Here is a 12662-nt window from a genome sequence, read left to right as displayed (position 1 = left end):
GACGCGCGGACTACGGACATCGATACCTCCTGTATCGGGGCCGTCGGAATTCTGTGGTGGTTTTCCGGCGCCCGGCAAGCCCCTGGGCGCACGGGTACCGGAATGCGCCGGACCGCTCGTCCGGAACTCGGCTCGACATAGCGATTGACCAGGGGAAACGCGGCACGTTCGGCCTTCTCGATGGCATTCATCGGAGTCACCGAATGCTCCTGCCGAAACGTTTCGAGGTGACACTTTCAACCGGAGGCCAGGGCTTCGTTAGTGGGTTTTCTTATGGGTGCGCGGCGCGGCGGTCCGGCTCCCGGGCGCCGGTTGTGCAGCGGTGAACGGCTGCGCGTTGTCCGTGTGGGGGGCATCCATCGGCGCGGCCGAACGGCGGCGGGAGAATCAATCGACAGCGGGCGTCCGCGCCTATCTTCGGGCCCGCGCTCCGTCGCGACATCACGGGAGGGGGCTTTTGTTATCGCGGCCGGACCGGTGCAGCGGATCAGGGGTTCTTATCGGTTTTCCCCTGGACCATCCGCTCGATTTCCGCCCAGAATCCGTGCGGCAAGGCAAGGACTGTTGGTTCTGCCCGGAACGGAGGATTCTTCGTGAACGCTCTCCCCACGGAATCGACGACGACCGCTTTCACGTTCACCGGTGCTCTCGAGCGTGCCGCGGCCCGCCGTACGGATCCCGCCGTGTGGGACGACGGGATCGGCCGGACCTGGCAGGACTGTCTGCGCCAGGCCGAACGGACCGCCGGCGCGCTGTACGTGCGGGGACTGCGGTCCGGTGACGTACTGGCGGCGCAGCTGCCGAACTCCTGGGAACTGGTGGTGCTGCACGCGGCCACCGCCCGGCTCGGCGTGCTGCTGCTGCCGCTGCACTGCGCGTACGGCGCCCACGAGGTGCAGTCCCTGGTCGCCCAGGCCGGAGCCGCCGCGCTGGTGGCGCGGGGCTCCTACCGCGGCCGTGACCGCGTCGGGGAGATCCTCGCGGTGCGCGAGGGGTGCGGCTCGCTGCGGCACGCATGGGTGGTGGAGGGCGAGGGGCCCGCGCGGACGGGGCGCGGTGTGTCCGGCGCGGGGACGCTGCCGAGCGCGGCGGAGCTGCTGGACGAGGCACCCGACCCGGCCCCCGGGGCGCTTCCGGATCCGCCGCGGGACCCGGAGGCCCCGCTGATGCTGCTCGCCTCCTCCGGGACGACCTCCCGGCGCCCGAAACTGTGTGTGCACCGCCACGGTGGGCTGCTCGGCAACGCGGCGGCCGTCGCGGCGGACGGCGGCCTGGGCCCCGGGGACACACTGGTTTCCGCGAGCCCGCTCAGTCATGCCTTCGGGCTGCTCTCGGTCCATCTGGCCCTGGTCACCGGCGGCCGGGTCGGGCTGTTCGACGGATGGGACCCGCGGCGGTTCGCCGGCGCCCTGCGCGCTGTCTCGGCCACCACGGCGTTCCTGGTTCCGGCTCAACTGCGCGATCTCGTCACCCTGTTGGCAGAGGATGCGGAGGATGCGGAGGCCGGGGGTACGCCTCTGGCTCTGCGGGAGGTACGCACCGGCGGCGCTCCGGTGCCCCGTGAGCTGGCCGAGGGCGTGCGGCGGACGATGGGCGCGCGGCTCGTCGTGCAGTGGGGGATGACGGAGATCGGCGCGGGGACCTTCACCCGTCCCGGCGATCCGCCCGAGGCGGCGTCCACCATCGGGCGGCCGGTGTCCGGGGGCGAGGTCAGGGTGGTGGACCGCGAGGGCCGCCGCGCCGGGCCGGGCGCGACCGGAGAACTCCAGTACCGCAGCCCCTTCCTGTTCCGCGGCTATCACGGCGCGCCGGAGCTGACCCGCGCCGCGCTCACCGCCGACGGCTGGCTGCGCACCGGCGACCTGGCCGTGCTCCACCCGGACGGTTCGGTCGGCTACCGGGGCCGCGCCGACGAGCTGATCAACCGCGGCGGGCTGAAGTTCAGCGCGCTCGAGGTCGAAGAACTGCTCGGCGATCTGCCGCAGTTGGCGCAGCACGCGATCGTGGGGCGGCCCGATCCGCGGCTGGGCCAGCGCTCGTGTCTGCTGGCCGCGCTCCGCGACGGCACCGGCTTGACGCTGGACGAGGTGACCGGGCATCTGTCCCGCAAGGGACTGGCCACGTACAAGCTGCCCGAGGAGCTCGTGGTCGTGGACCGGTTGCCGACCACGGTCACCGGCAAGATCGCCCGGAACCGGCTGACGTCGATCCCGCTGCCGCCCCTTCCGCGGCCGCCGGCGCCCGCGTCACGCCCCGTGCCGGCGGCCGGCGAGGGCGACCGGTGACCGGCCGCCCGCCGCCGTCAGCCGCCCAGTTGCCGGCGCAGCACGGTCTGGAAGCCGATGAGGTTCGGGTTCGCGGAGTTGCGGTCCAGCCAGGTCATGGTCACCGTCGTGTGCAGGTCGCCGTCGCCGGCCTTCACGACGGCCACTTCGCCGCGGCTCGCCTGATCGCGCACCGCCGTCAACGGCAGCAGCGCGCAGCCCATCCCGGCCGCCACGCACGCGCCGAGGGTGCCGATGCTGGACACCTCCGCGACCGGCTCCTTCGCGGCCACCGCCCCGAAGGCGCTGTCGAACATCTCCCGGAAGCCGCAGCCCCGCTCGGTGGCCAGGAAGGGTTCCCTGGCGAGCTCCTCGAGACCGGCCTCGCCGCGCTCGGCGAGATGGTGCCCCGGCGGCACGATGACCGCCAGCGGCTCCTCGGCCAGCGTCTCGGCACGCAGGCTCGGGTCGGCCGGCGGGTCGCCGAAGGTCAGGCACAGGTCCAAGTCGCCGCGGCGCACGGCCTTGTAGAGCTCGCCGCGGTTGTCCTGCGCCACCCGCACCCGGGCCTGCGGATGCAGCGAGCGGTAGTGCGCGAGCACCTCCGGCAGCAGGTGCTGGCAGAGGGTTTCCAGGGCGCCGAAGGCGAGTTCTGCGCCGGGCCGGGAGACCGCCCAGCGCGCCTCCTCCATCAGCTTGAGGATCTTGTCCGTGTACTCCGAGAGCGCCACACCCTGCGGGGTCAGCCGCACCCGGCGCTGCGACCGGTCGAGCAGCTCGACCCCCAGATCACGCTCCAGCGCCTGAATTTGATCGCTGACGCTGGATTGTGCGTAGTGCAGTTCCTTGGCCGCTTGCGTGACGCTGAGTGTCCTGGCCACCGTTTCGAACGTCCGAAGATGCCGAAGCTCCACGACTGTGCCGCCCCCCTAGCTGACCTATCGGCTGGGCCGATGGTACCCATAGGCCATCCCCGTCGTCACCACCCTCAATTCCCCTTCCGATTCCGGTTGAATGGATTGTGCCGCCCCCAACAGCGCGGGCCGCGAAAGCAGAGATTCCGAAACGGAGGAGAATTCCTATGACGACACGGGCGGAACCTGAGCGGGATTCCGTTGCCGCACCGAAGCGAACCGGTAAGCCCTCGCGCACCTTATTGATCGGGCTTTCCCTCGGCTACTTCATGGTGCTGCTCGACATGACGATCGTCTCGGTGGCGCTGCCCGCCATCGCCGGTGATCTGCACACCGGCCTGAGCGGCCTCCAGTGGGTCACCAACGGCTACACCATCACCTTCGCCGCCCTGTTGCTCACCGCGGGCTGGCTCTCCGACCGCTTCGGCGGCCGCCGGGTCTTCCTCTGGGGCCTGGTGACGTTCGGCGTGCTGTCCGGCGTCTCGGCCGTCGCGACGACGCTCGGCATGCTGGTGGTGCTCCGGCTGGCCCTGGGCGTCGCCGGGGCGCTGCTGCTGCCGTCCTCCCTGGCCCTGATCGTCCACTCCTACACCGACCCCGCCGAGCGGGCCCGCGCGGTGGGGGCCTGGGCGGCGATCACGGGCGCGGCGCTCGCCGCCGGTCCGCTGGTGGGCGGGATGCTCACCGACACGGTCGGCTGGCGCGCCATCTTCCTGATCAACGTGCCGCTGGCGCTGGTCAGTCTGGTCATCACCGCACGGCTGGCCCCGGAGACCGCGCGCAAGCAGCGCAGCGGGCTGGACCTGACCGGGCAGCTCAGCGCCGTCGTCGCACTGGCCGCGCTGGTGTACGCGCTGATCGAGGGCCCGGACAAGGGCTGGACCGGCGGCGGGGTGCTCGGCGGCTTCGGGCTGGCGGCGGCCGCGGCGGTGGTCTTCCTCGTCGCGGAACTGCGCTCCGGCGACGCGGCGATGCTGCCGCTGCGGATGTTCCGCAGCCGCAGCTTCTCCTCCGCGCTGGTGGCCGGCCTGCTCGCCAACTTCGGTCTGTCCGGGCTGCTGTTCGCGCTGTCGCTGTTCTTCCAGGAAGGCCGCGGCTACTCGTCGTTCGCCGCGGGCCTCGCCTTCCTGCCGCTGACCCTGCCCACCGCCTTCAACCCGATCTACACCGGACGGCTGGTCGGCCGGATCGGGCCGCGGCGCCCGGCCACCATCGGCTTCGTCCTCATGGGTGCCGGGGCGCTGATCCAGGCGCCGTTCACCGGGAACTCCGCCGGGGCGCTCGTCGCCACCGTGGTGGGCCTGCTGGCCTTCGGCTTCGGTGTCTCCTTCGCCCTGCCCGCCCTGGTCGCCGGGGTCGCCGGCTCCGTACCGGCCGAGCTGGCCGGCATCGGCGCCGGAGCACTCAACTCCGCCCGCCAGGTGGGCGCCTCACTCGGTGTCGCCGTCCTCGGCGTGGTCCTCAACCTGTCCTCGTCCACGGCGGCCGGCACCCGCTGGGCGCTGGTCGTCGGCGGCCTGGGCCTGCTCGTCGGTGCGCTCGTCGCCGGCTCGGGGCTGCGCGGCCGGTCCCCGGCCGCGGCGCGCTGACCCCATTCCGACGGCGCGGCCCGCGGCCGCCCTGCTCTCTGGAGGAGCATTGACCCTCACCTCACCGTCCGCCCGTCCGCAGGCCGGCCCGCCGAGCCCGCGGGTGGACGGAGTCGACCACTTGGCCTTCGTCACCTGGAAGCCGCGTGCGACCTACGAGTTCTACACCCAGGTGCTGGGCATGCCGCTCGTGCACGCGATCACCGCGACCGGCTGGGTCACCGAGGACTACCCGGACTTCGTGCACTTCTTCTTCGACATGGGCAAGGGCAACCGGATCGCGTTCTTCTACTACTTCGGCCTGCCCGAGGAGGAGCAGCCGAGCGACCTCATGCACCGCTCCCGGCACCTCGCCTTCCATGTGGACACCGAGGAGGAGCTGCTGGCCTGGCGGGAGAGGCTCAAGGCGCACGGGGTGCGGGTCACCCCGCCGCTGCCGCACGAGCTGATCGAATCGATCTACTTCGACGACCCCAACGGACTCCAGCTGGAGATCACCAGGCCGCTGCGCGCGATGTCGGCACTCGACTCGCGGGACGCGGAGTTGACGCTGCGCGCGCTCGCCGACGTCGCCGAGTCGCCCCGCCCCTGCGCACAGACGCTGTGGCAGCGGAAGGCAGAGCTCGTGCGGAAGGCCGCGCCGGTCCGCAACGACAGGGAGGTGGCGGGGCCGTGACGCTCGCCGTGTACGTACTCGCCGTACCGGAGTTCGCGCCCGTGGTGCGGACCGCCGAGGCCGCCGGGATGGATGTCCGCGCGGTCGGCGACTATCTGGAGCTCGCCACCACGGAGCGCGAGGTGGTGCTGCGCCGGGAGGTGACCGGGATGCCCACGGCGGTCTGGCACGCCGCGCTGACCGGCGGCCTCGCGGGCCGCATCGTCTCCTTCACCTCCCGGACCCTGCACCTCGCGACGGAGGACGAAGCATGAGCGCCACTACTGCCGGCCGTAGCGACCGCCGTCCCGTACTCGTCGTCGGCGCCGGTCCGGCCGGGCTGAGCGCCGCGCTGGCCCTGCGCGCGGCCGGGCTGCCCGCGGTGGTCCTGGAGAAGCGCACCCGGGACGCGGTCCGTCCGGGCAGCCGCGCCGCCTACCTGCACGGCACGTCGCTGCGCGAGCTGGAGCAGGTCAGCCCCGGCCTGGGCCACGAGATCGCCGGCCGCGGTCTGATGTGGGCGACCAAGAGGTCGTACTGGGCGGGCGAGGAGATCTACACCCGGACCTACCCGCCGGCCGGCCGCGCCGGGCTGCCGCCGTTCACCAGCCTTCCGCAGGTGCACACCGAGGACCTGATGGCCGCCGCCTGCCGGGAGGGCGGGGTGGAGTTCCACTGGGGCGTGGAGGTGCGCTCCGCCGAGAGCACCCCGGACGGGGTGCGGCTCGTGGACTCCACGGGAGGCGAGTGGGCGGCCGACTACGTGATCGCGGCGGACGGCTCGCGCTCCGCGCTGCGCTCCGCCGCCGGCATCCCCCTGGAGGGGCCGCGCTCCCGCAACACCTTCGTGGTGGTGGACCTCGACGACGATCCCGCCCACCCGCTGCTCCTGGAACGCGTCTTCCACTACAAGCACCCGCGGGTCGGCGGCCGCAACGTCCTCCTGGTTCCGTTCGCGGGCGGCTGGCGGGTCGACCTCAACCTCCTGGTGCACGACGACCCGGACCGGTTCACCTCACCGGAGGGGCTGCGGCGCTGGATACCCCGGGTGCTGCCCGAGGCGTACGGCGAGCGGGTGCGCTGGGTGTCGACGTACCGGTTCGCCCAGCAGGTGGCCGCCGACTTCACCGACGCCCACCGCCGGGTGCTGCTCACGGGTGAGGCCTCACACCTGTTCGCGCCGTTCGGGGCCCGCGGCATGAACTCCAGCATCCCGGACGCGATCCGGGCGGTGCGGGCCGCGCAGGCGGCGCTGACGGCCGGTACGTCCGGGGCGGCCCAGGCGGAGATCCTCCGCTTCGCCCAGGAGCGGAAGGAGGCGGCCGCGTACAACCGCGCCTGCGCCGGCTCCGCCTTGGAGCACATGCTGGCCCACCGTCCGTCGGTCTGGCTGCGCCGGCGCGTCGCCGCGGCCGTGGCGGGCACCGGGCGCAGGGCGGGAGCCTGGCTGGACTCCGCGCCCTACGGCCCGAAGCTGGCGGCGCCCAGGGCCGCCCGGAGCTCCTACTGACCGGGCGGGGACGGCCGCGGGGACGACGGTCGTGGTGGTGACGGTCGTGGTGGTGACGGCCGGGGTGGCCGGGCCGGGGCGGCGATCAAGGAGGGGACAGCGGAACGTCCTTGAGCGTCGCACGGGCGGCCGCGCGCGCCGCGTCGACGACGGGCTCACGCACCGAGGGCGAGAACGCCAGATAGACGGGCAGCGGCTCCGGTGCGGGGCCGAGGGCACCGAGCGGCGCGGGGCGCAGCGAGGGGTGGTGGTGGTGGGCGTTGGCGGCAGCGCCGTATACGCCAGTCCCGCCTGGATGGAGGCCCGGACCGCCAGCGGGTCGGAGCACCGGGGGACGGAGTGCCAGGCGACCTTGCGCTCGGCGAGCGTCTCGATGATCCGGTTGCTCAGCGCCGAGCGTTCACTGACCAGCGCCACCGGCAGCCGCTCCCCCGGGGCGGGCAGGGCCTGTCCGTACCAGGCCAGGCGCAGCCGCCCCAGAATCTCGCTGCGCGGCGTCCGGGTCCCCAGGAGCACCGCCGCCTCCAGTTCCCCCTGGGCGAGCTGGTCGGCGAGCACGGCGCTGAGGCCGGTCGCCATGGCGCAGCGGAGGCGTGGCCGCTCCACCGCGAGCTGGGCGAGCATGGTCCGCAGCCCGTCGGCGAAATGCACCGAGCAGCCCATGCTGAACCATTCCTGGCTACTGAAGGCCGATATCTTGCTGAGCACCTCATTGTTGAGCAGGATGACGCGGCGGGCGTGCGCCATCACCTCGCGACCTGCGGGGGTGAGCTGTAACGGGCGCTTGGTGCGCTGGAACAGCGGCGCCTGGATAATGGTCTCCAAACGCTTGATCTGCTGGCTCACGGTCGGCTGGGTCACATGGAGTGCCTGAGCGGCGCGGGCGAATCCCTTCTCATCGACCACGGCGACAAAAGTGCGCAGGAGTTTCACTTCGATATCACGCTGCAAAATCAGCACGGTCTCACACCTGGTCCCGGTAGACGTGGCGATGGAAGGGGCTGCGGGTGTGGGGGGAGCGGATGCTTTGCGGGTGCGCGTGAATGTGCGGGGCGTATGCGGACCTCGGACGGCACAAACGGAAAGATCAATTCCGGAAGCCGAAGCCTTCACTCCGGTCGGTTGAGCGGCCCAATACTTGCACGTATTTGCCTCATCGGTCGGTTATGCAGAGGAGGGCGACACGAACGTGCGGGCGTAATGCCCTTTTTATTCGGCGGACTTGACCATTCCCATACCATCCTCGTGGTGCCGGCTCCCGTGGCCGTCCCGACCGGGGCCGACGGGCGCCCTGACGGCCGGGCACGGGCAGGACGACGGCGCGGGCCGGGCCGGCGGGCACGGCCGTCAGGGCCGGGTTGTCCACAGGGTCGACGGCGACCCCCGCGAAGCTCGTAGGCTTTCGGAATGGCTCTGGCGGACGTGGAAGTGGTCGTGGACATGGATGTGGAAGGCGCTTCGGAGGCAAGCGAGGCGGTGCAGGTGCTGCGCCGGGTGTTCGGCTATGAGGCGTTCCGCGGCAGTCAGCAGGAGATCATCGAGCACGTCATAGGGGGCAGGGACGCGGTCGTCCTGATGCCGACCGGCGGCGGCAAATCGCTGTGCTACCAGATCCCCTCGCTGGTCAGGGGCGGTGTGGGCGTGGTGATCTCGCCGCTGATCGCCTTGATGCAGGACCAGGTCGACGCCCTCCGGGCGCTCGGCGTGCGGGCCGGATTCCTCAATTCGACCCAGGATCTGGAGGAGCGGCGGCTCGTCGAGGCGGAGTTCCTGTCCGGGGAGCTGGATCTGCTCTATCTGGCGCCCGAGCGGCTGCGGGTCGAGCAGACGCTGAGGCTGCTCGACCGGGGAAAGATCTCGCTCTTCGCCATCGACGAGGCACACTGTGTCGCCCAGTGGGGCCATGACTTCCGGCCGGACTATCTGGCGCTGTCGATGCTGCACGAGCGCTGGCCCGAGGTGCCGCGGATCGCGCTGACCGCCACCGCCACCGAGGCCACCCATACGGAGATCAGCTCCCGGCTGCGGATGGAGAAGGCCCGCCATTTCGTGGCGAGCTTCGACCGGCCGAACATCCAGTACCGGATCGCGGCGAAGAGCGAGCCCAAGAAGCAGCTCCTGGAACTGCTGCGGAGCGAGCACGCGGGGGACGCGGGCATCATCTACTGCCTGTCGCGGGCCTCCGTGGAGAAGACCGCGCAGTTCCTGGTGGACAACGGCATCGCCGCGGTGCCGTATCACGCGGGCCTCGATGCCCGGACCCGTGCCGCGCATCAGTCCCGGTTCCTGCGCGAGGACGGGCTGATCGTGGTCGCCACGATCGCGTTCGGCATGGGCATCGACAAGCCGGACGTGCGGTTCGTGGCGCATCTGGATCTGCCCAAGTCGGTGGAGGGCTACTACCAGGAGACCGGGCGCGCCGGGCGCGACGGTCAGCCGTCGACGGCCTGGCTGGCCTACGGGCTGCAGGACGTGGTCCAGCAGCGGAAGATGATCGACGGGTCCGAGGGGGACGAGGCACACCGGCGGCGGCTGACGGCCCACCTCGACTCGATGCTGGCGCTGTGCGAGACGGTGGAGTGCCGGCGGGTGCGCCTCCTGGCCTACTTCGGGCAGGAGAGCACCGCGTGCGGCAACTGCGATACCTGCCTGGCCCCGCCGCAGACCTGGGACGGCACGGTGGCCGCGCAGAAGCTGCTGTCCACGATCGTCCGGCTGAAGCGGGAGCGCGGGCAGAAGTTCGGCGCGGGCCAGATCATCGACATCCTGCAGGGGAAGAAGACCGCCAAGGTCATCCAGTTCGACCACGACGGGCTGAGCGTGTTCGGTGTGGGGGACGACCTCAAGGAAGCCGAATGGCGGGGCGTCGTACGGCAGTTGCTGGCCCAGGGGCTGCTCGCCGTCGAGGGTGACTACGGCACGCTGGTGCTCACGGAAGCCAGCGGCGAGGTGCTGGGCGGCGGGCGCGAGGTGCCGATGCGCCGGGAGCCGGAGAAGCCGGCGCGGGCGGCCAGGGCGAAGGCGAAGGGCAAGCGCGCGGCGCCGGTGGATCTGCCGGCGGAGGCGCTGCCGGCCTTCGAGGCGCTGCGCGGCTGGCGGGGCGGCACGGCCAAGGAGCAGGGCGTCCCGGCGTATGTGATCTTCCACGATGCGACGCTGCGGGAGATCGCCACCCTCCGGCCCGCGACGACGGCCGAACTGGGCACGGTCAACGGAGTCGGCGAGAACAAGCTCGCGAAGTACGGCGCGCAGATCCTGGAGGTACTGGCGGGACGGGACCCGCACGAGAGCGCCGAGGCCACCGAGGGCGCACCCACCGGCTCCACGGCGGCAGCCGGGACATCCCGGGCCACCGCAGCCACCGCAGCCACCGGGCCCGGTGCCGGCCACCTGCCCCCGGAGCCCGAGGAGGAGGACCTCCCGGAACCGCCGGACGACATCGACTGGTGAGGCACGGAGATCAACGGGTGTGGCACCGGTGACGTGACCTCATCCGACGACGGCGCTCCGCGGCAGCCGCAGGAGGGTGCGGGCGCCGCCGTCGGGGGCGTTGGTGAAGCGGACGTCGATGCCCAGGACGGCGGACTGGCCGACGGCGATGGTCAGGCCCAGCCCATGGCCCCTGCCGCGGCCCGGGGCGTCGGTGCGGAAGCGCTGCGGGCCGTGGTGCAGCAGGTCGGCGGGGTAGCCAGGTCCGTGATCGCGCACCTCGATGGTCGGCCGCGGCCCGGCCGCGGCGTCGACGGTGACGACGACCGGGGCCCGGCCGTGCCGGTGCGCGTTGATGACGAGGTTGGCGAGGATGCGGTCCAGGCGACGCCGGTCGGTCTCCACGGCCGCGTCGGCGGCGATCCGTACCTCGGTGTCGAGGCCGGTGGCGGCGACGCAGCGCCGGACGAGGTCCCCGAGGTCGTACGCGGAGAGATCCGCGTGCTCGGCGCCCGAGTCGAGCCGGGAGATCTCCAGCAGGTCCTCGGTGAGACGGCGCAGCGCCCGCAGCCGGTCGTTGATCATCTCCTTGGGGCGGCCCTCCGGCAGCAGCTCGGCCGAGGCGAGGATGCCGGTCAGCGGCGTACGGAGCTCGTGCGCGACATCGGCGGTGAAGCGCTGCTCGGCCTGGAGGCGGCTCTGCAGCGAGCCGGCCACCGAGTCCAGCGCCGCGGCCACCGCCGCCACCTCGTCCTGCCCCGCCGCGCGGCCGCCCGGCCCCTGCGCGGCACCGTCGCCGACCCGGGCGTCCAGGTCTCCGGCGGTGATACGGCGGGCGACCGCCGCGGTGGTGCCCAGCCGGCGGCTGATGCGCTGCGCCAGGAACAGTCCGGCCAGGGCGACGGTCGTGGCGGCGAGCACGGCCGAACCGAGGATCGCGGTGTCGAATTTGTCCAGGGAGCGGTGGACGTTGCCGTAGGGCATCCAGACCGCCATGACCTGGCCGTCGGCCGGCGCCGCCGCCCACATGACGGAACGGCCGTGGTGGGTCCCGACCATGGTGCCGTGCCGGCCGGAGCGCGCCAACCGGCGCAGCGGCACGGGCAGTTCGGGCGGGTCGAGCAGGGAGTTGAGGCCCTCGCGGGAGGTGCCGTACTCGAACAGGTCCAGGGCGGTGTCCAGGTTCGCACGGGCCTCCTTGCGTACCTGACCGACCGTCTGACGGGCCACCGCGTTGTGCACGAGCACCCCGAGGACGGCGGCGACCGCGCAGCTCACCGCCATCACGGTCAGCGCGATCTTCCAGCGGAGGGAGACCGCCGGCGGGCTCACGGGCTGCCGCCGACGGCCTGCGGGGTCTGCGGGGTGCGGGCGTCGTCGAGGGTGAGGTTCCACAGGTCCATCGCGTGGCCGGCCCACACGTAGTCGGTGACGCTGACATAGCGCGGGTCCTTGGTGGGCTCGCGGATGGCGAGATGACCCGCCGCCAGCTCGACCCCGGCCAGCACCCCGCGCAGCACGAGCACCCGGGTCACCACCGTCTTCCGGACGGTGTAGACCCGCAGTTCGCTGCTGCGCGGGTCGAGGTTGACGGCCATGAGCAGATCCGGCTTGCCGTCGTCCGTGAGGTCGTGCAGCACGGGACGGCGTACCGCACTCGGGGCGGGCGGGGTCCGGCCCTGCGCGGCGATGTCCGCGTCGAGGACGGCGAGCGGGTTCGCGGCGGCCATGCTGCCCCCGGGGATCCGCGGGACGCCGGGTACCGGCACCAGCACCGCCGGATTCTCGTTCCGGCTCGGCGGCGCGGGCGAGTAGTCCGGCCACAGCACCCGCGGCGCGTCCACGTCCCTGGCACGCCCCTCGTTGTGCAGGCCCTCCAGGTTCGTGCATCCGGCCAGCAGGGCGAGTACGGCGGCGAGGGCGGCCGAGGTGACGGTGCGTGAGGTCAGGGCGGTCACGAGGCGGGAGGCCGGCGCCGTGCGTGGTCGCAGCCGTCGCATCTCCTCGCCACCGCCTTCGCCGTCTCGCCGCCTCGCCACACTGCCGCCCTGCCGTACAGGGCCGGGTGTCCGGACGATCGCCGCAGCGGCAATTCATCGGATATGCGGACGTAGCCCAGCATCACGCTATCCAAGGTGGCGACGAGCGGAATCTCCGGATCGGCCATTGCGTGGCCAGTCGGGGCTTTTGCGGCCTTCGACTGGGCCGAATGGGCGATGCCTTCACAGGACTGACCCCAGAGATCTTGACGACTGTTACACAACCTACGGATTGCCGTTAAGGACGCTCCGTACCGTGCCT

At 72.2% G+C, this 12662-nt stretch carries 10 protein-coding genes and 1 pseudogene; 6 read left to right on the top strand and 5 right to left on the bottom strand.

What is annotated here, in order from left to right:
* The first annotated feature begins 593 nt into the window (after window positions 1-593).
* A complete protein-coding gene (locus tag OIU81_RS21290; protein ID WP_329150231.1) occupies window positions 594-2285 on the top strand; it encodes a class I adenylate-forming enzyme family protein in 1692 nt (563 codons plus the stop codon).
* A gap of 17 nt (window positions 2286-2302) precedes the next feature.
* On the opposite strand, the gene OIU81_RS21285 is transcribed toward OIU81_RS21290, so the two are convergent.
* Window positions 2303-3178 carry a LysR family transcriptional regulator gene (locus tag OIU81_RS21285; protein WP_329150229.1) on the bottom strand — a complete coding sequence of 292 codons (876 nt, stop codon included), beginning with the start codon at window positions 3176-3178 and terminating at the stop codon, window positions 2303-2305.
* A gap of 167 nt (window positions 3179-3345) precedes the next feature.
* Between OIU81_RS21285 and OIU81_RS21280 the strand changes: the two genes are divergently transcribed.
* Genes OIU81_RS21280 through OIU81_RS21265 form a run of 4 tightly spaced genes read left to right on the top strand, consistent with a single transcriptional unit; the run spans window position 3346 to window position 6932 of the window.
* Window positions 3346-4767, top strand: a complete 1422-nt coding sequence (locus OIU81_RS21280; protein WP_329150227.1) for an MFS transporter — start codon at window positions 3346-3348, stop codon at window positions 4765-4767.
* 49 nt (window positions 4768-4816) lie between these two features.
* Window positions 4817-5443, top strand: coding sequence for a VOC family protein (locus OIU81_RS21275; protein WP_329150225.1), 627 nt, complete (start codon window positions 4817-4819; stop codon window positions 5441-5443).
* Window positions 5440-5697, top strand: coding sequence for a hypothetical protein (locus tag OIU81_RS21270; protein WP_329150223.1), 258 nt, complete (start codon window positions 5440-5442; stop codon window positions 5695-5697). The genes OIU81_RS21275 and OIU81_RS21270 overlap by 4 nt, the downstream gene beginning before the upstream one ends.
* Window positions 5694-6932 carry an FAD-dependent monooxygenase gene (locus OIU81_RS21265; protein WP_329150221.1) on the top strand — a complete coding sequence of 413 codons (1239 nt, stop codon included), beginning with the start codon at window positions 5694-5696 and terminating at the stop codon, window positions 6930-6932. The genes OIU81_RS21270 and OIU81_RS21265 overlap by 4 nt, the downstream gene beginning before the upstream one ends.
* An 85-nt stretch (window positions 6933-7017) precedes the next feature.
* On the opposite strand, the gene OIU81_RS21260 is transcribed toward OIU81_RS21265, so the two are convergent.
* Both OIU81_RS21260 and OIU81_RS42375 read right to left on the bottom strand, forming a co-directional pair.
* Complete coding sequence (locus OIU81_RS21260; protein WP_329150219.1) at window positions 7018-7260, bottom strand: hypothetical protein; 243 nt, start codon at window positions 7258-7260, stop codon at window positions 7018-7020.
* A pseudogene (locus OIU81_RS42375) lies at window positions 7251-7865 on the bottom strand (LysR family transcriptional regulator); the annotation flags it as partial. The gene OIU81_RS21260 and the pseudogene OIU81_RS42375, both read right to left, overlap by 10 nt.
* A gap of 474 nt (window positions 7866-8339) precedes the next feature.
* Between OIU81_RS42375 and recQ the strand changes: the two are divergent.
* The gene (recQ, locus tag OIU81_RS21255; RefSeq protein ID WP_329150217.1) at window positions 8340-10382 is read left to right on the top strand and encodes a DNA helicase RecQ; all 2043 of its coding nucleotides are present in this window, start codon (window positions 8340-8342) and stop codon (window positions 10380-10382) included.
* Window positions 10383-10421: 39 nt separating this feature from the next.
* Here recQ and OIU81_RS21250 read toward each other — a convergent pair whose 3' ends face one another.
* Entirely contained in the window at window positions 10422-11693 is a 1272-nt protein-coding gene (locus OIU81_RS21250) for a sensor histidine kinase (RefSeq protein WP_329150215.1), read from the bottom strand.
* Complete coding sequence (locus OIU81_RS21245; protein WP_329150213.1) at window positions 11690-12361, bottom strand: hypothetical protein; 672 nt, start codon at window positions 12359-12361, stop codon at window positions 11690-11692. The genes OIU81_RS21250 and OIU81_RS21245 overlap by 4 nt, the downstream gene beginning before the upstream one ends.
* Window positions 12362-12662: the final 301 nt, after the last annotated feature.

It is taken from the genome of Streptomyces sp. NBC_01454 (assembly GCF_036227565.1).
Lineage (GTDB): Bacteria > Actinomycetota > Actinomycetes > Streptomycetales > Streptomycetaceae > Streptomyces.
The sequence above is the reverse complement of the archived record's forward strand: the minus strand, read 5'-3'. Positions and strand labels throughout refer to the sequence as shown.

What these genes read in the sequence shown, in the direction of transcription:
- OIU81_RS21280 (WP_329150227.1), top strand. Translation starts at nt 3,346, where the DNA reads ATGACGACACGGGCGGAACCTGAGCGGGATTCCGTTGCCGCACCGAAG.
- OIU81_RS21265 (WP_329150221.1), top strand. Translation starts at nt 5,694, where the DNA reads ATGAGCGCCACTACTGCCGGCCGTAGCGACCGCCGTCCCGTACTCGTC.
- recQ (WP_329150217.1), top strand. Translation starts at nt 8,340, where the DNA reads ATGGCTCTGGCGGACGTGGAAGTGGTCGTGGACATGGATGTGGAAGGC.
- OIU81_RS21245 (WP_329150213.1), bottom strand. Translation starts at nt 12,361, where the DNA reads ATGCGACGGCTGCGACCACGCACGGCGCCGGCCTCCCGCCTCGTGACC.